Annotated in this window: 24 protein-coding genes and 2 riboswitches; of the genes, 4 read left to right on the top strand and 20 right to left on the bottom strand. The window is 36.6% G+C overall.

Annotation, left to right across the window (positions count from 1 at the left end; all coding sequences use genetic code 11):
• The 19 genes from A8B35_RS15760 to A8B35_RS15670 all read right to left on the bottom strand — a co-directional run bounded on the left by A8B35_RS15760 (nt 1) and on the right by A8B35_RS15670 (nt 17059).
• On the bottom strand, nt 1-789 hold the full coding sequence (locus tag A8B35_RS15760) for a DUF4382 domain-containing protein (RefSeq protein ID WP_068473988.1): 789 nt from the start codon (nt 787-789) through the stop codon (nt 1-3).
• A gap of 58 nt (nt 790-847) precedes the next feature.
• Nucleotides 848-1987 (bottom strand): uroporphyrinogen-III C-methyltransferase, encoded by a 1140-nt coding sequence (gene cobA, locus A8B35_RS15755; protein WP_068473985.1) that lies wholly within the window; start codon nt 1985-1987, stop codon nt 848-850.
• Nucleotides 1988-2064: 77 nt separating this feature from the next.
• On the bottom strand, nt 2065-2811 hold the full coding sequence (cobK, locus tag A8B35_RS15750) for a precorrin-6A reductase (protein WP_068473982.1): 747 nt from the start codon (nt 2809-2811) through the stop codon (nt 2065-2067).
• A gap of 1 nt (nt 2812) precedes the next feature.
• Complete coding sequence (cobJ, locus tag A8B35_RS15745) at nt 2813-3547, bottom strand: precorrin-3B C(17)-methyltransferase (protein ID WP_068473979.1); 735 nt, start codon at nt 3545-3547, stop codon at nt 2813-2815.
• Nucleotides 3548-3673: 126 nt separating this feature from the next.
• Nucleotides 3674-4684 (bottom strand): cobalt-precorrin 5A hydrolase, encoded by a 1011-nt coding sequence (cbiG, locus tag A8B35_RS15740; protein ID WP_068473977.1) that lies wholly within the window; start codon nt 4682-4684, stop codon nt 3674-3676.
• Between the two features lie 86 nt (nt 4685-4770).
• Nucleotides 4771-5532, bottom strand: a complete 762-nt coding sequence (gene cobM / locus A8B35_RS15735) for a precorrin-4 C(11)-methyltransferase (protein WP_068473974.1) — start codon at nt 5530-5532, stop codon at nt 4771-4773.
• Between the two features lie 42 nt (nt 5533-5574).
• Nucleotides 5575-6261 carry a precorrin-2 C(20)-methyltransferase gene (gene cobI / locus A8B35_RS15730; RefSeq protein WP_068473972.1) on the bottom strand — a complete coding sequence of 229 codons (687 nt, stop codon included), beginning with the start codon at nt 6259-6261 and terminating at the stop codon, nt 5575-5577.
• A gap of 101 nt (nt 6262-6362) precedes the next feature.
• Nucleotides 6363-6923, bottom strand: coding sequence for a precorrin-6Y C5,15-methyltransferase (decarboxylating) subunit CbiT (gene cbiT, locus A8B35_RS15725; RefSeq protein WP_068473969.1), 561 nt, complete (start codon nt 6921-6923; stop codon nt 6363-6365).
• A 99-nt stretch (nt 6924-7022) separates the two neighbouring features.
• Nucleotides 7023-8792 (bottom strand): cobalt-precorrin-5B (C(1))-methyltransferase CbiD, encoded by a 1770-nt coding sequence (cbiD, locus tag A8B35_RS23390; protein ID WP_068473963.1) that lies wholly within the window; start codon nt 8790-8792, stop codon nt 7023-7025.
• Between the two features lie 101 nt (nt 8793-8893).
• On the bottom strand, nt 8894-9529 hold the full coding sequence (locus A8B35_RS15715; RefSeq protein ID WP_068473960.1) for a precorrin-8X methylmutase: 636 nt from the start codon (nt 9527-9529) through the stop codon (nt 8894-8896).
• Nucleotides 9508-10860: a cobyrinate a,c-diamide synthase gene (locus tag A8B35_RS15710; protein ID WP_068473949.1), complete on the bottom strand. Its 1353-nt coding sequence runs from the start codon at nt 10858-10860 to the stop codon at nt 9508-9510. Before A8B35_RS15710 ends, A8B35_RS15715 begins: the two co-directional genes overlap by 22 nt.
• Nucleotides 10860-11672 (bottom strand): energy-coupling factor ABC transporter ATP-binding protein, encoded by an 813-nt coding sequence (locus A8B35_RS15705; protein ID WP_068473946.1) that lies wholly within the window; start codon nt 11670-11672, stop codon nt 10860-10862. Before A8B35_RS15705 ends, A8B35_RS15710 begins: the two co-directional genes overlap by 1 nt.
• Nucleotides 11672-12430 (bottom strand): CbiQ family ECF transporter T component, encoded by a 759-nt coding sequence (locus A8B35_RS15700; protein WP_068473943.1) that lies wholly within the window; start codon nt 12428-12430, stop codon nt 11672-11674. Before A8B35_RS15700 ends, A8B35_RS15705 begins: the two co-directional genes overlap by 1 nt.
• Complete coding sequence (locus A8B35_RS15695; protein WP_068473941.1) at nt 12421-12717, bottom strand: energy-coupling factor ABC transporter substrate-binding protein; 297 nt, start codon at nt 12715-12717, stop codon at nt 12421-12423. Before A8B35_RS15695 ends, A8B35_RS15700 begins: the two co-directional genes overlap by 10 nt.
• 1 nt (nt 12718) lies before the next feature.
• Nucleotides 12719-13438, bottom strand: coding sequence for an energy-coupling factor ABC transporter permease (locus A8B35_RS15690; protein ID WP_068473938.1), 720 nt, complete (start codon nt 13436-13438; stop codon nt 12719-12721).
• A 5-nt stretch (nt 13439-13443) separates the two neighbouring features.
• Entirely contained in the window at nt 13444-13821 is a 378-nt protein-coding gene (locus A8B35_RS15685) for a sirohydrochlorin chelatase (protein ID WP_068473935.1), read from the bottom strand.
• Nucleotides 13822-13952: 131 nt separating this feature from the next.
• Nucleotides 13953-14154, bottom strand: a riboswitch (cobalamin riboswitch).
• Between the two features lie 83 nt (nt 14155-14237).
• Nucleotides 14238-15029, bottom strand: coding sequence for a hypothetical protein (locus A8B35_RS15680; protein WP_068473932.1), 792 nt, complete (start codon nt 15027-15029; stop codon nt 14238-14240).
• Nucleotides 15030-15110: 81 nt separating this feature from the next.
• The gene (locus A8B35_RS15675) at nt 15111-16235 is read right to left on the bottom strand and encodes a metallophosphoesterase (RefSeq protein WP_075603447.1); all 1125 of its coding nucleotides are present in this window, start codon (nt 16233-16235) and stop codon (nt 15111-15113) included.
• A gap of 197 nt (nt 16236-16432) precedes the next feature.
• Nucleotides 16433-17059 (bottom strand): peroxiredoxin-like family protein, encoded by a 627-nt coding sequence (locus A8B35_RS15670; RefSeq protein ID WP_068473927.1) that lies wholly within the window; start codon nt 17057-17059, stop codon nt 16433-16435.
• 255 nt (nt 17060-17314) lie between these two features.
• Nucleotides 17315-17513: riboswitch (cobalamin riboswitch) on the bottom strand.
• Nucleotides 17514-17680: 167 nt separating this feature from the next.
• Here A8B35_RS15670 and A8B35_RS15665 point away from each other — a divergent pair.
• A complete protein-coding gene (locus A8B35_RS15665) occupies nt 17681-18193 on the top strand; it encodes a hypothetical protein (protein WP_068473924.1) in 513 nt (170 codons plus the stop codon).
• A 56-nt stretch (nt 18194-18249) separates the two neighbouring features.
• Here the strand turns inward: A8B35_RS15665 and A8B35_RS15660 are convergent, their stop codons facing one another.
• Nucleotides 18250-20361: a M3 family metallopeptidase gene (locus A8B35_RS15660; RefSeq protein ID WP_068473921.1), complete on the bottom strand. Its 2112-nt coding sequence runs from the start codon at nt 20359-20361 to the stop codon at nt 18250-18252.
• Nucleotides 20362-21054: 693 nt separating this feature from the next.
• On the opposite strand from A8B35_RS15660, the gene mce reads away from it, so the two are divergent.
• The 3 genes from mce to A8B35_RS15645 are packed head-to-tail and all read left to right on the top strand — an operon-like array spanning nt 21055 to nt 23449.
• Nucleotides 21055-21465, top strand: coding sequence for a methylmalonyl-CoA epimerase (gene mce / locus A8B35_RS15655; RefSeq protein WP_068473918.1), 411 nt, complete (start codon nt 21055-21057; stop codon nt 21463-21465).
• 24 nt (nt 21466-21489) lie between these two features.
• A complete protein-coding gene (locus A8B35_RS15650) occupies nt 21490-23049 on the top strand; it encodes an acyl-CoA carboxylase subunit beta (RefSeq protein ID WP_068473915.1) in 1560 nt (519 codons plus the stop codon).
• Nucleotides 23050-23065: 16 nt separating this feature from the next.
• Complete coding sequence (locus A8B35_RS15645) at nt 23066-23449, top strand: OadG family protein (protein WP_068473912.1); 384 nt, start codon at nt 23066-23068, stop codon at nt 23447-23449.
• Nucleotides 23450-23504 lie beyond the last annotated feature (55 nt).

Raw genomic sequence — 23504 nt, 5'->3', positions numbered from 1 at the left:
TTATTCTACTTTTGTAAGTTCAATTGATTTTAAATCTTTGACCTCACCTAAAATCACGTTCACATCTTCAATCGATTGTGATTCGTAATCGTCGTTAGGAACAAAATCAACTTTATAAGTACTTGCTTCAATTCCTCTGATTAAAAACTCACCTGTTTCTTCATCGGCAAAAGTACTGGCTGTATCGTTGCTGGCAGAAATAGCCATAATGTAGGTATTGGCTTCAACAGGAGTTACAATTCCTTTAATGGCGCCACTAGTGGCTTCTGTAAATGTGCGAATAACTGGTTTTAACGAATATCCTCCATTTCCTTTTTCAACAATTGAACGGCCTGCATCAAAATCGATCCATAATTTATAGGTGATTCCTTCGACTAACTCTGCGTTAATCTTAAACTTTAAACCCGACTGTTGTGCTGATGGCGTATCCAAATCGTGTAAGTCTCCATCAACCATAACTTGGTTGTTATCGCCTAATACCAAACGCATTTGCGATATTTTACCTGTAGGCAATTCTTGATCTACCAATAAAGTATCCATTCCGTTTTTAAAATCGAGTAAGTTGTAAACCCCTGGGTTTAAAACTTCCAATTCTTGCCATCCACTGTTCTCTTCCGAGGAAGCATTAATATGGATTTCTTGTACATCGATAAGAACCTGCTCATAATCAGCAGGAGCATCAGTCAAACGGATGCTTAGTTTGGCATTTTGATTTGATGAATTAGAATCATTGTCGTTACATGCCGTAAACAATATGGCAACTAAGGCCATCAAAAATAAATTTTTCATACTATGTGTGTTATTGTGTGTATGTTGATAAACGGCACAAATTTGATTTTAGTATTAGTTACAAACCTGCCGTTTTACCAAATATACTCACTATTGGACTTTTAAAATGATGCTTTTCTGCAATAATGTTGCCAAGATTAGTTTTGGTAACTTCTTGTCCGGGTAACGAAACGTTGTACACCACAGCCACAGGAAAGTCTGTAGAATATCCTTCGTCGATGTATTTTTGCGCAATCTCTTTAATATTGCGGGCTCCCATGTAATATACCGAAGTATCGGCACTTAATATTTTAAAGCTATTTTTTGTGTGCGCTGTTCCTAAAGCAACGGATGAGGCTAATCCTCGGTGTGTTAAAGGAGTTGCAGTAAGCGCAGCAGCGGCTATGGCCGATGTTATTCCTGGTACAATTTCAACACTTAAGCCATGCTTTTCGAGGTATTGTTTTTCTTCGGTTCCTCTTCCGAAGATTAGTGGATCGCCACCTTTTAGTCGGACTACCTTTTTGCCTTCTTGGGCATATTTTACGAGTATATCGTTTATTTCGTCCTGTGTTTTATGATGATTGTCACGACGCTTGCCAACGTACTCTTTAGTAGCCATGTATTTATCAAGGATGCTTTTGTCTAATAAATCGTCGTATACAATTACTTCGGCCTCGAATAAAAGTTTTTGAGCTTTCACAGTCATCAGTTCTGGATTACCCGGACCAAAACCAACCAACCACACTTTTCCCGCAGGAAAATCGGCTTTTTGTTTTTCAAAGATGTCGAATAAGACATCAATTTTATTTTTAAGCGCCATTGACTTTCTGCACTTTTTCACCTTAGAGGTAACTGCAATGTTATACTCTTCTGTGGCCAAAATTGCAGGAGAATGAAAGCCCGAAACCTCAGGTGCATCTGTTCGGTTGCACAGCTTTCCCATTTTGTCGGCATCCTTTTGTACTTGCTCATTTACTGAAACAACATCGGCACAAGCATAAATGAGGAAAGCATTTTTTATGTGCTCACTATTATATTCTTCCTCAATAAAGTTTAGTGGTAAAACTTTTATTTCGTCAGATATTTTAGGAGCTACCACAGTAATTTCCTGTGTATGCTTTAATAGGGAGCGTAATTTTTTTGAGGCACTGTTACCGCCTCCAACAATTACTATTTTTTTGTTGCTGATGTTAACCGAAATGGGTAAAAAACTCATATTTGTTTATTTGTGCGTAAAACTTACGTTTTACTGATGTTGTTTAATTAGTTAGATAAATGAAACAGACAAAATTTTTATTTGTTTGCGTTTAAAGCCTTATCAATAGTTAAAATAATATCCTCAATAGTATTATTTACCACCGGATAATTGATATTTGGCCGCTGTAAAATATGCACCTGCATACCTAGTTGATGGGCTACTTCAATTTTTGATGAAGTGCCACCCGCTTCGCCACTATCTTTAGTCACTAAGTGCTTGGCATCATATTCTTGATACATGGCTTTGTTCGTGGTTGCCTTAAAAATACCTTTGCTCGCTATAATTTGATGGGTTGGAATTTCGGCATCAATACATTTTTGCAGACTATCTATAACAGGCAAAACTCTTGCGATTACGCGATCCTTTAAAGGCGTAAACAAATGAATATTATTGGAGCCAATGGTTAAAAAAATATTTCCATCGAGCTTGCTCAAAGCATTTATTATATCGCTGTACGATTTATAATAGTTGGCATAAGCAAAGTTCTGAGTTTCGCGCTCAAAGCGGATGTACTCAACTTTTGCTGTTTGGCATGCAGCAATGGCATTTTTTGAAACATCGGCCGCAAAGGGATGACTGGCATCAATAACTAGTGTGCATGTAGCAAACTTTTCAGTCATCTGCGCAGCATCCATTTTCCCTTGCACCACACTTACATTGTTTATCGAAGCCAATTGACTTCCGTAAGCTGTGGCGGTTGAAATGCTAATGCTAAATCCCTTTTGGGCCAATTCTGATGCTATTTTATTGGCATCGCTGGTGCCTCCAATTATCCAAATCATACTAATAAGTATAACCTCGTTTAGTGACCATTTTACCGTTGATAACTCTAGTCTGTGAATTACCAATTACTAGTGTTGTAAACATATCAACATCCTGATTCAATACATCGTCAAGAGTGGTAATGCTTACTTCTTGTTTTTCGCGCATGGCATGTTTTACAATACCCACGGGTGTATCGCCTTTGTAATACTCAAGCATGGTGTTGATGGCAATTTCTAATTGCTTCACGCGAGTTTTACTTTTAGGATTGTACAAGGCCATTACAAAATCGCCAGAACAAGCCGCTTTGATGCGTTTTACTATTAGCTCCCAAGGCGTCATCAAATCACTTAGACTAAGAGTCACAAAATCGTTCATTAGTGGCGCACCCAATAAAGCTCCTGCCGATGTAGCTGCGCTGATACCAGGTACTACTTCAACTTCAATGTCGGTGCCTGATTTCTCCACAATTTCGAGCATAATTCCGGCCATACCATAAATCCCGGCATCGCCACTGCTGATTAAGCTCACTGTTTTACCTGTTTTGGCAATCTCAAGCACTTCGCTGCAGCGATCTACTTCCTTTTTCATTCCTGATGATACCAATTCAACATCGGTAATAAAAGGTCGGATAAGGTCGATGTAAGTTTTATAACCTACAATAATATCGCTGTTTTGCATTGAGATTAATGCCTTTGGTATCACAAAATCCTTGTCGCCAGGACCTGTTCCTATAATATATATTTTTCCGTTCATGTTTTTTTAAGTATCAAGTATCAAGTATCAAGTATCAAGTATCAAGACGTCTTAGCAAGGTCTAAATAAAGTACCAGTTACTTTTGTTTCTATTCTATAATCACTTCAGGCTTCAGCCTTTTCCCTTCAGCCCTTTTTAACTTCAAATATTGAAATTGTTATTCCGTTTTGTCGCTCTTTTTCGCAAATGAAGCGCCCTTGTTTGTTGCCTGCAATATATGCTGCTGGTGCACTCACAGATGTTACTCCTACTGTCTGTTTTACAAAGTCCGATCCTTCGAATAATGATTCTACTGTTTGTAGAACATCCGCCCCGTAACATTTAAAAGGACACTTATAATGCGCTGCACTTTCGATGAGCGCTTGTTCGTTTTCTTTTACATCGATGGATGCAATCAATGCGATGCTTCGTTTATCAATGTTGTATTTATTAAGCGTAGCTTTAATAAATAATAAACATTGCTCCGTGGGCGTATCCTTTTTGCATCCCATTCCTAAGATGACGTTCTTTGGAATGAGCTTTACAAAAGGAATATCCTCATTCTGTTTATCTCGATTACTAACTATTATTTTTCCCTCAATATCTTTCTTATCAGCCGAAAGGCTTAATGGGGGAAGGATATGAAAGGGATCGCTGATAACTACATTCTTGCGATTTACAATGAGAGCAGTTATGTCTTTTGCATCAACCATTGAATCTATTATTAAACCGTGTTCTTGCGCTAACATATCCACCGATGGAAGCTGATTCACATCGGAAGCAGTGGTAATTACAGGATTGCTGTTTAGGTGGGCTGCTATTTGTTGTGTTAAAGCATTTGCTCCACCCAAGTGACCCGACAAAAGGGAAATTACATTGTTGCCTTTCTCATCGAGCACAATAACCGCTGGATCGGTGGTTTTACTTCTTAAATGCGGGGCAATGCTACGAACCACAATACCCGTTGCCATTACAAAAACCAAGTTATTGTATGTGCTAAATAATTCCGCACAGAAATCCTTCAGCTTGCCATTGATGGGTTTTAAATCATCAGAAGCATACTTTGGCAAGGTATAGCAAGTGGCTTGGTTTAGAAACTTTGAAAGTTTCAGAGCCAATTGATTTCCTTGTTCTGTTATGGATATTATTGCGGTCATATTCTTTTTTAGTAAAAAGTATTAAGATTTAAGTATAAAGATAATTGAAGCACATTAGAGTCTTATGTCTTTATACTTTTGTCTTACTACTTCTTCTTAGCATCCCTGTATTCGTGTGTAAAATGGCTAGCGTAAAGAAGTGAATTATTAAAATCATCACCTAAAAACTTGCCCACCATAATCATGGCTGTTTTTGTAATTTCTTCATCCTTAACAATAGAAGCGATATTATCGAGTGTGCCACGTACAATTTTTTGGTCGGGCCAACTGGCACGTTGTACAATGGCCACAGGTGTATCCATTGGATAGTGCTGCGTTAATCGGCCTACCAATTTATCCATCATGCCAACAGATAAAAAGATACACATTGAAGTTTGATGTGCTGCCAAGCGTTCAATTTGCTCTAACTCAGGTACGGGAGTTCTACCTTCTAAGCGTGTACAAATTACGGTTTGCGAAATACCAGGAACGGTAAACTCTACATTTAGAGCTGCCGCTGATGCTAAAAATGAACTCACCCCAGGAATCACGTAATATGGGATGTTTAATTTCTTTAACTCCTCAATCTGCTCGCGGTGCGAACCGTAAATAGAAGGATCGCCAGTATGTACACGAGCTACTAATTTACCAGCTTCGTAACCATTTTTTATTACCTCAATAATTTCCTGAAGATCCATTTTTGCACTGTTGTAAACTTCAGCACCTTCTTTATGATCTTCGATTACAGCCTTAGGAACAAGCGAGCCTGCATAAATAATAATATCGGCGTTGCTCACTGCCTTTTGTCCTTTTACGGTGATTAATTCAGGATCGCCCGGACCTGCACCTATAAATGCTATTAGGTTCATTATATGTATATTTTTAAAGTCTAAATTTGTATATGTATACCTCTACTGAACAATTCGTTTTACAATTGCCGTTGAAAAGTAAGGTACTTTATCTTTTAATATTTCAATATCGGTAAAAACCTTTTGGCCTTCTTTACCCACATCGGTAATCATGCAAAATTCGTAAGATTCGTTTTCTTTTAAGAAAGTATATAAATCAGCATAGTAAGCTGATATTTTCATGCAAACAATAGTGTTGGCCTGCTGTAATAATTGCAGTTCGTTATCACCCCAATTGCAAATGACCGACAAAGTTTCGTTACCTTTTACCAAGGGCGTATTTAATGTATTGCTGATGGCAGAAAAAGAGTAAATACCCGGAATGGTTTCGATGCTATAATCGCTAATTAGATGCTCCAATACATAGCTGTAAGTACTGTATAGCATTGGGTCGCCTAAAGTTAAAAAAGCCGCATTTTTTCCTTCGTCTAAAACTTTGGATACTGCGATTGCGTTGTTTTTACGCGAATCTAATCGTACCTGAATATCACGTGCCATTGGGAATTCGAGGTGCTCTATTACAGCATTCTCGTTAATGAATTCGGATGTTATTTTTAGCGCAGTGCTTGCTTGCTCCTTTGATTTTGGAACAAATACCACGTCGGCATTTTTTAATGCTTTAACAGCTTTTAGTGTTAATAAATCGGCATCGCCAGGGCCAATTCCAATTCCGTATAATTTTCCTTTCATTTTAGTATCAAGTATCAAGTATCAAGTATTAAGACTGATTTTCAGCTTTAATACCTAGTACTTGCAGTTATTTAAAAGAGGCATGCACTTCAGCCTTTTCTCTAGCAACTTTTTGCCGTAATAATAAATATAGGGTTGTTGGCCATTAACATGGCTGGTTTTTTATCGGGCTCAATGCGATTGACTGCTACTTGAACCAACTCCGTTTCGTAATTAATTTGGTTTTTGAAATGATTGTAAGCTTCTATCATCGTATCTAAAACAATGGCAGTTACCACAATTATATGTTGCTTTGGTGCTTGTTGGGTAATGGTTTCAATTATTGAAGTCAAGTTACCTCTTGATCCACCAATGAAAAATTTATTATACTCCGCCGTTTTATCCATTCCTGTCGGTGCTTTACCATGAATCACCTCAAGATTTTGAATATTAAATTTTGCTATGTTCTGTTTAATGAGCTCTACAGCATCTTCATTTTGCTCAATGCCTAAAGCTTTTCCATTGTAAGCTTTTAAAGCTCCTTCAATGGTCACAGAACCTGTGCCTGCACCAATATCCATGAAGTTATCGCTACTGCATAATTCTAATTTACTCAGAACAATAGCTCTTACTTCTTCTTTGGTCATGGGCACTTTGCCGCGTATAAAATCTTTGTCTTTCATATTTATAGTATAAAGTATAAAGTATAAAGTAGTAAGATGTGCTACTTGGTTCTGAATACTATATGTTTAAATTTATTCTTTTAAAGCTGAAAAAAGTCTTTATACTTTTGTCTTAATACTTTTTACTTGTAGTTTAATTATTATCGAACACAAATTCGCATCAAAGTCTTTGTGAATAGCTTCTGATGCAGTACATGTTTCAATTTGTTCATTCTCGTATGATAATCTGCTGCCTATAATCATATGGGCATTGGGCATATTATTATCGATTAGTGTTTGGGCAATGGTTTTATAATTGTTATTTCTATCGGTTAACAGAAAAACAGATTCGTATTTTTTGAGGGCATCCACAAAATTAAATTCAGTACCATGCAAGGAAGCTAAATGTGCTTTTTCGTAGCTCATATTCATTTTAGCATATAGGTATTGAAACGAACTGATGCCTGGAATGCATTTTACATTTTCCTCGGCAAATGTTGCCATTATGAATCTCCTTAAGCTATGAAATCCGGTGTCACCTGAAACTAGAACTACGATGTATTTATTTTTATTTTCAGTAATATCAGTCTGCAATTGATCTAAATATCCGGTGAAAACTAACTTCTCCTTATTCGAATTTTCCACCAATTCTAGATGGCGCTTCCCAGCTATAATAATATCCGCTTTCGCGATTTCTTTAAACACCTCGGGTAAAATAAAATCAGGATTACCAGGACCTATTCCGCAAATAGAAATGGTACTTTGCTTCGATTGAACTTTTTGATCCTTAGAATTCGCTTTCAATAATTCAATGTGATTATCAGCTCCAACGCTTTTTCCCAATAAACCTTTGCTTTGCGAAAAGGTGATAACCTCAATTTCTGTTTCGTTGTAAATATATTTGTTGGCACGATGCTTTATTTGATAGGCCATGTAATTCCAAAAGTTGGCATCTTTAATTATATCAACAGCCTCTTCTGTGGTATTCGTATCCATCAGTTTAATAGCGGTTGATGCATCGTTGCTATATTTTAAATAATGCGCCGTCATTACTTCGTTTCGGGCATCGGCAATTCTGCTGTGGGTATAAAATATACCAGCAGCTAGTTTCACTAATTTACCAATGTGACCTACCAAAACTATCTTTTTAAAGCCATGTTTCACAGCTTTTTCAAGCATAAATCCGATGAAATTACTGGTTTGCACCACCAACTTATCGGGTACATCGTAATATTTTTTCAGAAAGCTTACTGCATAATTGCCTGGCACAAGAATTACCTCGTTGTGACCTAAAGCAGCCAACTGTTTTAAGCTTAATTCAAGTGAACTTTTCAAGGCTTCTTCTGACATTGGTTTAACAACGCCTGTGGTGCCCAAAACGGAAATGCCACCAACAATGCCCAATTGCGGATTAAATGTTTTCTTAGCAATCTCGACTCCCTCGGGAATGCTCAGTTCCACTTTTATACCTTCATCATCAATTACCTCGGCTATGGCCTGATGAATCATTTTTAGCGGGACAGGATTTATGGCAGGTTTCCCCACTTCAACTGCAAGTCCGGGTTTGGTAACCATTCCGATACCTGGCCCAGTTGTTAATTCAAAACCTGCTTCAGTGCGATGTGTGGCTGTTGCATAAATTTTAATACGATGCGTGGCATCTGGATCATCGCCTGCATCTTTAATGGTATAACAGGTGGCAGAATTTTCATTGAACTGAGGTTCACATATTTCAAGTGTGCTTTCAGAACCATCGGGCATGCGCACATTAATGTGATGCACCAATTGTTGATGCACGAGCATGTAGGTACAGGCCTTAGCCACAGCAGCCGAGCATGTACCCGTTGTGAATCCACTTTTTAGTTCGGTATGAAAATCTTTTTTTGACATGTTAATTATAGTATCAAGTATCAGGACACAAGTATTAAGACTGATTTACATCTCAGATCGAAAATACCTTCAGCCTTATTACTTCAGTCTTCACTCTAAAATTACTTACCTAATCCATATAAAATGGCATTTAAAATAGCTACGCCAACCGTGCTTCCGCCTTTACGACCACGAACCAACATGTACGGCATACCTGAGTCGCGCAGCATATCTTTACTTTCGGCAGCGCCCACAAAACCAACAGGAACGCCGATAACTAAATCGGGTTTTACCACACCTTCTTTGTACAATTCGCATAATCGAACTAATGCCGTTGGCGCATTTCCGATTACGAATATTTTAAAACTTTTATCGCTTGATGCTTTATCAATACCTACAATGGAGCGTGTAATTCCTTTTGCTTTTGCTTCGGTTTTTACGCCTTCGTCGTGTACAAAACACTTTGCATCGCAGGCGTATTTAGCCAATGATGGTTTGCTTAAGCCAGCAATAATCATTGAAGTATCGGTGTAAATATTACAACCTACTTTAATTGCTTTTTGAGCATTTGCTAAAGCATCAGGATGCGCTTCGAATAACTGTCCGTATTCAAAATCGGCAGTGGTGTGAATCACTCTTTTGATGATAGGTGCTAAATCTTCGGGCAATGAAAGGTGCATTAATTCACGTGAAATAATTTGCATGCTTTCGGTCTCAATACCTTGAGGATTTAGTATTATATAATTGCTCTTTTCCATAAGTCGAATATTTGTTTTGTGAAGTCGAAATTTGACCAAAAGTGAATGTGTGCATATCCTGCCAATACATTTTTATATTGCAGTCCGCATTCCCATTTTATTTTGCTTAAAGGTTTGCTTAATTTATATTGATGCTGAATATTTTGTGCATCCTCGCTTAATGTTGATTTGTGAAATTCGTGACATTTTGTTTTTGTTCCGTTTAGTTCACACTCGGCGTAGCCAAAACGTTTTAAGCGATCTGTCATTTCTGTGGCACAATTGAAAATACCCACCATATTATTTTTTGTACCATCGGTATTGATGATTTCCTTGGTGAGATACATTAAACCACCGCACTCTGCAAAAATGGGCCGATTGTTATCGGCTGCAGTTTTTATCTGTTGTAACAGCTGTGTATTTGCACTTAACTGATCGGCAAAAACCTCGGGATAACCACCACCAAAATAAATGGCATTGCTATTCTCAGGTAATTTAACATCCGTAAGCGGACTAAAATACTGAAGTTTGGCGCCGAGTTCTTCCAATAGTTCAAGATTATCTCTGTAATAAAAACTGAAAGCTTTATCGTAGGCTACCGCAAGGTTTAAACCCTTTAGTTCGTGCTTTTTAAAAGGGATTTCAAAAGTTTCGGAGTCTTTAACTTCAATTTTTGCGATGTCGAGTAAGGTTGCGGAATTAATAGTTTTGTCAAGAATATCGGAAAGTTGATTTACTTTTTCGTTAAGTGCTTCCACTTCTTCGGCTTGTACCAAACCTAGGTGACGGCTTTTTAGTTCCATATCCTTCAGTGGCGGAACGTAGCCAATGCATTTAATGCCACATTCTGTTTCAATAAACTCCTTGTATTTCTGAAATAGCATGTCGCTCGACACATGATTAAGGATGACACCTTTTATATTGTTATCCGGCCTCAAGGTCATGAAACCTTTGACAATGGCTGAAACCGATTGATATAAACCTTTGCATCCCACAATTAAAACAATGGGCGCTTCTATTTTTTTCGCTGTTTCATAAGTGCTACCGATTCCCTCTAACCCCAAGCCATCGTACATTCCCATAACACCTTCGGCAATGGCAATATCGGCCTTAGCTGCATGTTTATAAAACAAGTGCTTAAGGGTTTTATCATCCATAAAATAGCTTTCGAGGTTGTAGGATGGCGTGCCCACTACTTTCTCGTGAAAACGAGGATCGATAAAATCGGGGCCCACTTTAAAGGGCGCCACATTATATCCCTTTTTCTTTAAAAGATGCATTAAGCCAATGGTTATGGTGGTTTTTCCACAACCACTGTTTGTGCCTGCTATTACGAAACCTTGCTTGCTCATTAGTTTAGTGTGTGTTGAATGGTTTCTGATTTAAAAGCATCAACCTTAGTATAATCAATACCTAGGTTTTGATATATCTCTAATATTTTAGGTTGTTTTAGTTTGGCTTTTTTGAGCAGTTGAACGTCGCTTAGTATAGTGTTTGGATTACCCTTGGCTAATATTTCGCCTTGGTGCATTATAATCACTTCATCGGCCCAATCAAAGGCTTTGTCCACATCGTGAGTAGAGATTATAACACTGGTTCCTGCTTTATTTAATTTGTCAAACTCAGCAAACATTAAATCGCTGTGGTAAGGATCGAGACTGGCAGAAGGCTCGTCGCAAACCAATACCTCGGGTTGCATTACAAGTACAGAAGCCATTGAAACACGTTTTTTTTGTCCCGTACTTAATTGATGCGGTGTTTTGTCGGCGATGTCTTCTAATTCAAATTCTTGCAGACAAGCTTGTACTTTTTTATGTATCCAAACTTTGTCGTTTGAAATCTGGCATAAGCCAAAGGATATTTCTTCGAATACGCTTGGTGCAAATAATTGGTGATCGGGATTGTGGAATAATACACCTACTTTTTCGCGAATGTTGCGTAGGCCTTTTTTATTGTATTTATATGGCGTACCCTTGTAAGATATTTCTCCGTTGCTCGGCTTGAAAACTCCATTTAGCATCATCATTAAAGTAGTTTTGCCCGCTCCATTTGCGCCAAGCAAGGCTATCTTTTTACCTTTAGGAATGGATAAATTAATTCCATTTAACCCTTTGTCGCCATTGGGATATTTATATACGATATTATTTAACTTGATGATGCTCATTAGTATGTTAAAAATAAAGCCAATGCTTGTATGCTCACTATAGTGGCAAGGGTTAAACTAAAACTTGCCGACTGTTTTGTATGGGCGTGTATAAATTCAAATTTATCATCGAAAGCTCTTGATTGCAAACCATAATGTGCTACCGATGATTCGTGAATAGAACCTATTAATAAACTGCTTATCCAAAAAGAAATAGACTCGTAAATGCCTTTTCGTTTGGTATAAGCCATTCTCGATTTTTGAGCAATCATTAAATGTTTAGCTCTTTCTACTACGCAATAAATATACTTGTAGGTTAATATAAATAGCTCAATAAATAAACACGGAATACCAATTTTTCGCATGCTTGTGGCCATTTCTGAAATTGATGTTGATATCATGTAAAACAGAAATATGGCACACATGCCTATACTTTTACCACAAATAAGTAATGCCTGCATGATGGATTCATTACTATGTCCCAGATAAAAATGCTCCAGTTTAATAAATGGAGTTCCTGCATTTATATTTATCACTATAGCCAAACAGCTAAAGGTAACAAACAAAAGTGGGATGCTTAATAATTTAGCGAGTTTTGCGATAGAAGTATTTGTGAATAGTAAAATGAGTGCTGAAAATAAAGCAATAATACCAAGTGAATAAAACACCGAATTAGACGATATAGCAAAAGCCAGCGACAGAAATATAAAAATATTCCGATGCCATAAATTGCATTTAGCTGCTTTCGATTTACCTTGGTATAACTCGCTTATTTGCATGCCTTAGCTTTTTTTCTTTTTTCGCTATAAATAATATAAGCGCCTATAATACCAACTCCAATTAATGTTTGTAAAGCAAATAGCAAAGTTTCCGCTTTATCACTTCCCGGTTCCCAAAAAGGTTCGAATATAGGTTCGAACGAAGCGTCAATTTGTTGAATGACTTCAACGGATTGATCATCGGTGCCATCAAAAAGAGATAAAGTATCGGCCATTCCAATCTGAAATAAAACGGCTGCAACAACTGCTATCCCTACCCAAAGTGTAATGCGTTTTGTTTTCGTCATTTTAATTGAGTTTGCTTAGTAATTTAATTTCCTCGCTGTTATAACGCGTAATCAGCTGATAGAATAGTACAGTTAATATACCTTCGATAATGGCTAATGGCAATTGCGACAGCGCAAAAACCGAAAGAAACTTTATTGTATTATCCATAATGGTATTTGCTTCGGATTGAAAAGCCATGGCCAACTGAACAGAAGTACACATGTAAATGCATAAATCTGAAAAGAACGCAGCTAAAAAGATAGACAACCACTGTGGAGCTTTTAATGAAGCAGCTAATTTATAAATACCTACCGCAACAAAAGCGCCAACCACTGCCATTGAAAAAGCATTGGCGCCTAAGGTTGTTATCCCTCCGTGTGCCAATAATAATGCCTGAAAAAGCAAAACAATGATTCCAATTATCGACATGCTTGAAGCGCCAAATAAGAGCGCTCCCATAGCAATACCAGTAAGATGAGAACTGCTCCCCGCAAGGGAAGGCAGTTTTAAAGAAGATAATACAAACACAAATGCACCCACTACAGCATAAAGAATTTTGGCCTGCGGTACTTCGTTAATCATCTTTTTTAATTTGTTGAATCCAACTAATAAAAAAGGGATAAAGGCAATCCACCAAAGTATGCTCCATTTAGCAGGTAAAAAACCCTCGGCAATGTGCATAGCGTTTAGTTGCGTATTTGCAATGAGTAGGACAGAGAGCGTTACGAATATCTTCTTCATCGAAATTATTTTGCTGCGATATGTGTTGATACCTTATTCACAATTAAGTCGGCCATAATAGGATCCTGACCAATTGGAGCAGTAAAGTCGAAGCTGATGCCTTCGTACTCTGCCTTTAATTTATCTAAAATGCCGGGGATATCGAAGCGGATGTGCATGCCGTTGTACAAGAAGTATGGAAATATAACAAAATCGCGTTCTCCTTTCTCGTATAAATCTTTCACCACATCTTGTAACGAAGGTTCAGCAATTTCCATATGTGCGCCGGCCACGTTCTTAAATTCGTTTTTATCGGCAACAAGCTTTACGATGTAATTAAAATCTTCAATAGCATTTTTTGATTTGCTACCATGGCCTAAAATAATCAATGTTGTATTTTGCATCGATCTACAGTTTTTAAATGAATAAGTAGTTCAATGCCTGTGAGTATTTAATTATGGAGTTACCAATTCTATAATCAAATAGTGCAAATGAAATGATGTTTATTTCATTCTGCTTTTTATCCCGAAAGCACTGAATTAATTTTTTCTTGGCAGGTCTTCCGGCTCGCTTCATTCTTATCGGCCTTCCCATCTAATATTCAGACAGTGGCAAAAAGTAGTGATAAGAAACTTTTTGAAGCATACGGCTGCGGGTACAGCTCTCGAATTTAACGAGATTCCCATTTTAAGGTAATTGCTGAAAAGCAAAATACCACCAATGCGCTGCAAATATAATTATTTGAAGCAAAGGAATGCATAATTGTTATAGCTTTTTAAATATGTTGTGTAGCTTAATTATTATTGAGGGGATTTTTGTGTTATCGCTCGTGGCAACATTCGTCGTCATATTCAAGGTCGGCTTTAACGGCTACTATGGCTACGCCAACAATGGCAGCTGTACTTAATATATCGCCAGCAACGCTAGAGCGAGATACAAAATATTGATCGCCTCTATTGTTATACGATTGGTAGTTGGTTTTATAAACTGAGGCACACCAAAATTCGCTTTTGATATAATTTTTCTGAGTTCTAGTATTGTTATTGTAAGTTAAGAAACAATTGATTTTAAGTGGAGAGTTTTCTTTGGTAAAGAAGTGTTTGGTTACTGTTCTGAGTGCGCTTTCTTCGTATACTTTTTGTGTAGAATCGGCTAGGGTAGTGTTAATAAAACCACTGCTTAAATTATAGCTATTTATTGTAATACTAGCGTTAGGTGGCACAAAACCCGACCTGTCGGAATGTTCAATAACTCCATTGCTGATACTACTGCTACTTTCGTAGTGATTTCCTATTGCATAAGTAGAAGTTTGGCTTCTGGACGACATTATTGAATTTAAGGGGTTAATTGGTAGGCTTTGTCCATTAATTATTACTGCCGATTGTTCCCAGTTGATAAAAATTGGGTCGTCCGATTTATTGTAGATGGTTAGTTGTAATGGGCAGTTTCTACCTGCAAAAGAGTATTTTACTTCTAGCGTATCATCCTGATATAAGAAATAATTTGAATCAAGATTTAGGAGATTGCTCTGCAGCGATGTAAATTGAAAAGAGGTACATGCTGTGAAGCTAATAAGAATTAAACTGGCAATTAGCAGAATGTTGTTTTTCATGATTAGATTGTTATAGTTTATGGTTATCAAGTTTCTTTGAACTCAATATTTAGACAATCTAACCTCGAATTTCACGTATTATTAATCAAGTGGCATTAAATCCAACACTACCATTTCACTCTTGGAGCCTAATCGCATGGGGGGGCCGGATGTGCCAATACCTTGCGAAACAAATATCTGGGTTCCGTTGAAGTTATGATAGCCATAGGAGTATTTAAAAATTAATTTAATGAGCCAGGTAAATGGAAACAATTGCCCGGCATGCGTATGTCCTGAAAGAAATAAATCAATACCTTTTTCATTGATATATTTAATGCCAGCAGGGCTATGGTGTAGTAAAATACTAGGTTTATTATCGTCTAATACTAAATCATCCAATACGCTTTTTATGGTTTTTCTTTCAGCTGTTTTATCCTCAATATGTTCTTCTTTGTAATATGCAGAGTCGTCCTCTGCCATGTAATTAAGTCCAATAAGTTGTACTCCTTCAAAATTGAATATTTCATTTTCAAGAACCGTAATTCCCATTTCCCGTACAGCCTCCTTCACCCTTTTTGAACCTATAATAATATCATGATTACCTTCGATAAAGAATATGGGAACATTTAGTTTTTTGAAGGGAGCGATGCTGTTTTTGTCTAATTCAACAACGCCATCAAATAAGTCGCCTGTTATTACAACGGCATCGACATGGGCATCAATGGTTTTATTTACAATGTTTTTAACAAATTCGTGCCCTCTAAATGGACCAATGTGCATATCAGATAAGTGCATTATGTGTAATTCTTGTGGTAGGCCTTCTATTTTTATTTCCTGATGTTTTACACGTGTGTGTGATGCATTACAAATAGAGTAGGCAATAATCAAGAGGGTGGTAGATAACACAACGATACCTGCGTATTTGGGCTCAATATGTATGAAGATTAATACAATGTCTACTAATACAACGGCGAATACTAAGAATGCTAATGTTCCCATTAATATGGAGGCAATAATAAATTGCGAATCGCTAAAGCTCCCCATTTCATGTCTAATCATTAAGAAGCTTGTAGCTACAAAGAATAGTACAATACAAAGCATTGCATAAAAAGGTTTGTTTAATTCTTTGATGAAATAACCGTAGAATCGTTTAATGAGATAGATGTTAACAACAATAATTGCAATGGACACAAAGGTAGGTAGTAAAGTGAAGAATAAATGTCTCATATAAATATAAGGGTTTGATTTTCGAAGTTTTAAGATAGTAATTTTAATATTATAAATAATATAATAGATATAGTAATTGTTGAAAAAGCTCTTGTAGTTCCATCAAAAGCATTTGCATATTATCATGTATATCTATTAATTAGATTAAGCCATTTGTGCAGAATTTCTAAATAAGATCTTGGGTGGTTTAATCTTAATTATAATGGATTAGTATCTATTATAACTGGCAAATTATTAAGAATATCTTTTACGTTTGCTCGGTTTTTATAATCCGGATCAATATGGCGCCATATGATTGTACCATCTGTATTAATAATATATGTGGCGGGTATGGGTAGTCGTTCTGATTCGTCGGAATGTGTTTCTTTTAATTTGGCACCTAAAGCTATATTGTAAATGGTTCGCGTTGTTTTAGAAGGAGTAAAGGTAACACCAAAAGTATCCGATATTTCGTAATTTTCATCATAAAGAAGTGTGAATTTGGCACCCGTTTTGTCTTTCATGATATTAAGATACTCTGGTTTTTCTGGAGATATGGCTATTAGTTGTGCACCTCTATCTGTAATTAAGTTTAAGCTATCTTGCATTTCAGCCAAATGTTTGTTGCAAACAGGGCACCAAAATCCTCGATAGAATATAAACACAACAGGGCCATCTTTTAAAGCATCGTTTAACGAAAACAATTCGCCCTTATCTGTAGTGGCCTTAAAATTATTAATGTGACTTCCAATATCTATTCCTTTTGCTCCTTCTGCTTTAATTTTTTCTTGCGAATAAATATTAATACTTAGTAGTATTGCGGCTATTAGTGATAATGTTTTCATGATGCTAGTATTAGTTGTTTATTCTTATTGTCGTATAAATTAAGAAACCTGACAGTATGAATCAAAAAAAGCACCCCCTTAGGAGTGCTTTTCTTTGAAAAACATTGTTATACAGATAAATACTAGATTCGACCAATTGGCATATCAGTCTACGTTGTTGCAATAAAATGTTTTTGAAAATGCGTGGGAATATATTTACGGATAGAAAGTACCTCAGATACTTAACCGATTTTGCTTTAACTCCCGAAAGCTACTTTCAAATATTGATTATTGGTAGGTATTCTGACTTACTCCTCCTTTAATTGCCTTCCCATTGCTTTGGGAGCAACAGTGACATGTTAATTAAAAGATTAGCCTAACGGCTAGAGATTACAGCAGCGGGTACTGTTTAGGATTCTCACCTAATTCCCTTGGCAAATAAAATATTTGCACTTCCAAAATCTGAAACAAATGTATGTAATGTTTATCTATTTGGCAATGTTATTAAACGGATTTATTTAAAAGTTGTCCAAAATATTCCTCTATAGTGTTGGTATTCTGAATTTAGTGATAGAGTAAAAATAGTATTGTTTTCTTTTGTAGGAATTATCTGTAGATTTAGTCTCCTAAAAAGTGTGGTTTATGTCAAAAAAATATTATTGTTATTTGGTGTCTTATTTCGTTGTTTTGGTAGTTTGTACTTCGTGGACAGATAGGAATCTTTTTACAGTATGGGTAAAGAGTGGTGATATTATTTTAGTTAAAGGAGAAGAAAGAAAGTTATCTGATTTAAAAGAACTAACGAAGGAATACATTGCAAACCCTAACAATGAGTCTTGGTTGCCTAGTAAACGTTCAAAGCGTGTACACTTTTTCGGAGATACTCAAGTGTCTATAGCAGTTGTTTCAATACAAACAGATCGTGATGTTACGTATGGGTTTTATATCGATGTTCAGAATGAGTTAGAGAAAGCATATGCTGAACTGCGAGAAGAATTGGCTCAAAAAAAATTTGGGACTACTTATGGTTCTTTATCTTCAAAAAAGCAAAAGGCAATTAATACCGTATTTCCAATTCGAATATCCGAGGCAGAACCAAATTGGGTAAGAGGAAAGGATGGGGAGTTAAGACGAAATTCTTCTTGGCATTATTAACTATAAAAGGGCATCCATTTCTGAATGCCCTTTGTATGTATTCTTACATTATTCAATTATAAAAGCCCTCTATCTTCCAATAAAGCTTTTTCGTTTGGTTCTTGTCCTCTAAAGTTTTTATACAATACCATTGGATCTACAGTGCCTCCTTTTTCAAGTACATTAGTTCTAAATTTGGCAGCAGTTTCTTTATCAAAAATACCGTTCTCTTCAAAAGCATCAAAAGCATCTGAATCAAGTATAGCAGCCCAAATGTAAGCGTAGTATCCTGCAGAATATCCACCACTAAATACATGGTTAAAATAGGTGCTGCGGTAGCGTGTTACAATTTCAGGAATTAAACCCATCTTTTTGTTAGAAGCCGCCTCAAAAGCATTAATATCTTGTGTTAACGGAGCTGTTAAAGTATGGTAGTCCATATCTAAAATAGCTGCGGCTAGATATTCAGTTGTAATAAAACCTTGGTTGAAAGTTCCACTTTTTTGAATTTTATTTACCAAGTCCGTTGGGATAATTTCTCCTGTTTTATAATGTTTTGCATATACATTTAAAACCTCAGGTTCTGATGCCCAATGCTCCATCACTTGTGATGGTAACTCAACAAAGTCTCGAGGTACTGCTGTTCCTGATAAAGAATAATAAGTACACTTAGATAATAAACCATGTAAAGCATGCCCAAACTCGTGGAATAAAGTAGTGACCTCCTCAAAGCTCAATAGGGCAGGGGTGTTGGCAGTTGGTTTAGTAAAGTTACAAACCATTGTAATTACAGGGTGAATAAATTCTCCGTTCACAATCTCTTGCTTGCGGTACGAGTTCATCCATGCACCACCTCTTTTGCTTTCCCTCGGGTGAAAGTCCATAAATAAAACACCAATATGGTCACCGTTAGCTTCCTTTACCTCGTAAGCTCTCGCCTCAACATGCGGAGCAGGTATATCAGCACGTGCCTCAAATTGTAAACCATATAATTGCTCGGCGGTATATAAAGCTCCTTTAACTACATTTTCTAATTCAAAATAAGGTTTAATGTCGTTCTCATCTAAGTTAAACTTCTTTTGTTTTACTTTTTCAGAGTAGAACCACCAATCCCAAGCCTTAATTTTAAATTTGCCACCCTCAGCATTAACAATAGCTTGCATATCTTTTAATTCTTGCTTAGCTACTTTGGTAGAGCGCTCCATTAGAAAGGCCAACTTTTCGTTTACAACCTCTGGCGTTTTTGCCATGTTCTTATCAAGTATAAAAGCAGCATGACTTTCGAAACCTAATAAATTAGCCCGTTCAACACGTAACGAAGCAATCTTTTTAATAGTTTCCTTATTGTCAAACTCGTTATTGTTATCGCCTTTATTAATATAGGCTTTGAATATTTTCTCTCTCAATTCACGATTTTCAGCATACTGTAAAAATGGAATCATACTTGGCTTGTGAATAGTAAAAACCCATTTGCCAGCCATTCCTTTTTCTTCTGCCGTTGCTGCTGCTGCATCAATACTTCCTTTCGGTAAGCCAGATAAGTCAGCTTCGTTATCAACCACCATTACAAAACTGTTGGTTTCAGCCAGTACATTATCGCCAAATTTTAGAGTAAGTAACGACAACTCTTGGTTTATCTTTCTGAATTTCTCTTTAGCTTCTCCTTCAAGGTTAGCACCACCGCGAACAAAATCTTGGTATGTCTTCTCTAGTAACATACCTTGCTCCTGATTTAAGTTTAAACCGTCTTTCTGTTCGTAAACAGCTTTAACTCTAGTAAAAAGAGCAGGATTTAAATTAATGTCATCGCTGTGTTTCGATAATTTAGGTGCCAATTCTTTGGCAATGGCCTTAATATCATCGTTTGTGTTAGCGCCTGTCATGTTATAAAATACACTGCTCACTTTTGTTAAAAGCGGACCGCTATATTCTATTGCTTCAATAGTATTCTCAAACGTTGGAGCTTCTGCGTTGTTTACAATTGCTTCAATGTTTGCACTTTGTTGCGCCATTCCTTTTTCAAATGCAGGCAAATAATGCTCTATTTTAATTTCGTTAAAAGGAGCTACTCCAAAAGGAGTGCTATACTCGTGGAAAAAAGGATTTCCATCGCAGCATTTTTTTTCGTTGCTTGTGCAGGCATTAAATAATAGGGCCATACAAATACTTACAGTTAATAAATACTTCATTTACTTATTTTTATTACCGAGCTCCATAGTCCCACCATATAGATACTCAATAGTTTGTTTTTTAGTTTAACTCGCAAATCTATTACTTTGAAAAAACATAGTGAATGATATATTGCAGCTTTTTAAACACCCCTAGCTAATTTATCGTTATGTTTTTTAGGGCGTTCCCCCATAAAGAATATAGTAATGCATAATAAAACTATAATTTGGGGGCGCGCTTTACGCTCATACTCCTCGCTTCGTTCCTCGCTGTGGGGTATCCGCTGCAATCGCTAACGCAATCCTATTCGCAGAAATGCACTGTTTAAAATAAGCCGCAAGTGTAATTGTGAATAACTGTTAAATGTTATACATCAAAATATTAAGCTATTTTTATATGCTTGTGTTTTTCACATCTCCTTAGGTATGTATAAGTAGCTGAAATATAGTAATTAAAGAAAAACTTCTTTAATATAAGTAGTCTCATAAATGTTTGATTTATAACTTGTCACGCTCAGTTCTTATGTTGTAGAACAATCAAATAATTAAAATAAACCTATTGAAAACGTGGTAATATATCGTATTTTTGCGCCGTTAATTTTAACAACATAGGTTAAAATAGGGGGTGCAATCTTATAAAGTAGAAAACACGCCTAAATTTAATAGATTTATAAACAGTACTTTAAGTAGTATAATTATTAAAACAATTTAGATATGAAACCATCGCACATTGAGCACATTGGTATTGCAGTAAAAAGTCTTGAAGAGGCTATTCCTTTTTATGAAAACGTTTTTGGTTTAGAGTGTTATGCAGTGGAAGAAGTTGCAGAGCAAAAAGTGAAAACTGCTTTTTTTATGGTAGGTCAAACAAAAATTGAGTTGTTAGAGTCTACTGATCCAGAAGGACCAATTGGTAAATTTGTTGAGAAAAAAGGCCCTGGTGTTCACCACATTGCTTTTGCTGTTGAAAACTTAGCTGAGAAGTTGGTTTCTATCGAAGAAGCTGGTGTAAAAGTTATCGATAAAACACCTCGTAAAGGTGCTGAAGGTTTAAATATAGGTTTCCTTCACCCAAAATCAACTTTCGGTGTATTAACTGAGCTTTGCGAAGATCCAAATAAATAATAAACAGATTATAACTTAGATAAGATGTCTAATAAAGATAAAGTACAAAAATTAATTGACCTACGCGCCGAAGCTAAATTAGGTGGTGGTCAAAAGCGTATCGATGCGCAACACGCAAAAGGTAAATTAACAGCTCGCGAGCGTATCGAGGCTCTTTTAGATGAGGGTAGCTTCGAAGAGTTTGATATGTTTGTTACACACCGTTGTGTAAACTTCGGTATGGAGAAGAAGAAATTCATGGGCGATGGTGTTGTTACTGGTCACGGTACAATCGACGGTCGTATTGTTTATGTTTTCTCTAAAGACTTTACTGTTTTAGGTGGTTCATTGTCAGAAACAATGGCCGGAAAAATCTGTAAGGTAATGGATATGGCAATGCAAGCTGGTGCTCCAATGATCGGAATTAACGATTCAGGTGGTGCGCGTATCCAAGAGGGTGTTACTGCATTAGCTGGTTATGCTGAGATATTCCAACGTAATATTGAGGCTTCTGGTGTTATTCCACAAATCTCTGCAATCTTCGGTCCTTGTGCTGGTGGTGATGTATATTCTCCTGCACTAACTGACTTTATTATGATGACTGAGGATAACTCTTACATGTTTGTAACAGGTCCTAAAGTTGTAAAAACAGTAACGGGTGAAGATATTACAGTTGCAGATTTAGGTGGTGCTCACGTACACGCGTCTAAATCAGGAGTATCTCACTTTGAGTTAGAAAATGAAGAAGAAGGAATCTTATTAATTAGAAAACTTCTTTCTTATATGCCTCAAAATAACCTTGAGGAGCCACCGATGTTAGAGGTTAGTGATCCTATCGATCGTATGGATGATGCCTTAAACGAAATTATTCCTGATAACCCTAACATGCCTTACGACATGAAAGAGGTTATTCATACTTTAGCTGATGATAGTGAGTTTTTAGAAGTACATAGAAATTACGCTAAAAACATCTTAGTTGGTTTTGTTCGTATGGGCGGTCAATCAGTAGGTGTTGTAGCTAATCAACCAAGTTTCCTTGCAGGTGTATTAGATTGTGATGCTTCTCGTAAAGCAGCTCGTTTTGTACGTTTCTGTGATGCATTTAACATTCCATTGTTAACACTTGTTGATGTTCCAGGATTCTTACCAGGATCAGGACAAGAGTATGCAGGAATTATTACACATGGTGCTAAATTAATGTTTGCTTATGGTGAGGCTACTGTTCCAAAAATTACAGTAACCCTACGTAAGTCTTATGGTGGTGCACACGATGTAATGAGCTGTAAGCAATTAAAATCTGACCTTAACTATGCTTGGCCAACAGCTGAGATTGCAGTTATGGGAGCTAAAGGTGCTATCGAAGTTCTTGAGGGTCGTGCAATGTCAAAAATTGAAGATCCAGCAGAAAGAGCTAAATACGCTGCTGAAAAAGAAGCTGAGTATACTGAGAAATTCTCTAACCCATACAATGCAGCCGCTCATGGTTATATTGATGATGTTATTGAACCTCGTAACACAAGATTCCGTGTTATTAGAGGATTCCAGTCGCTTCAAACTAAGAAGGCAAGTATGCCACCAAAAAAACATGGAAATATTCCTTTATAATATTATATAAGTAGATATGACTTTACTATTTGTTGATTCAAGTACATGGACCATTACCTTATTGGGTTGGGCAATTGTTTTTTGCGCACTACTCTTTTTGGTTGGTATTTTTCTTACGGTTCCTAAGATTTTAAAATGGGTTACCAACAGAAAAATTAAAGTCGTTGAAAACGGGCAAGAAGTTGTTAAGGATATTAACGATATTTCAGGAGAAACCAATGCGGTAATTGCTACCGCATTGCACCTGTTTTTAAACGAGCAACACGATGATGAAAGTAACGTAATCACAATAAAACAAGTGTGGAAGCGATACTCACCATGGAGTTCTAAGCTGTATGGGATGACCAATTATGGATTTCCTCATAACGTTTCAAAGCAAAATCGTTACGCCCGTAAATAATTTATTATTTCGGGTTTTTTTGATTTATATTTTAAATCTTTCATTTCGTAAATGT

The organism is Saccharicrinis aurantiacus (assembly GCF_001660705.2).
Lineage (GTDB): Bacteria > Bacteroidota > Bacteroidia > Bacteroidales > Marinilabiliaceae > Saccharicrinis > Saccharicrinis aurantiacus.
Note: the sequence above shows the minus strand (reverse complement) of the source record. Positions and strands in the feature narration are given on the sequence as shown.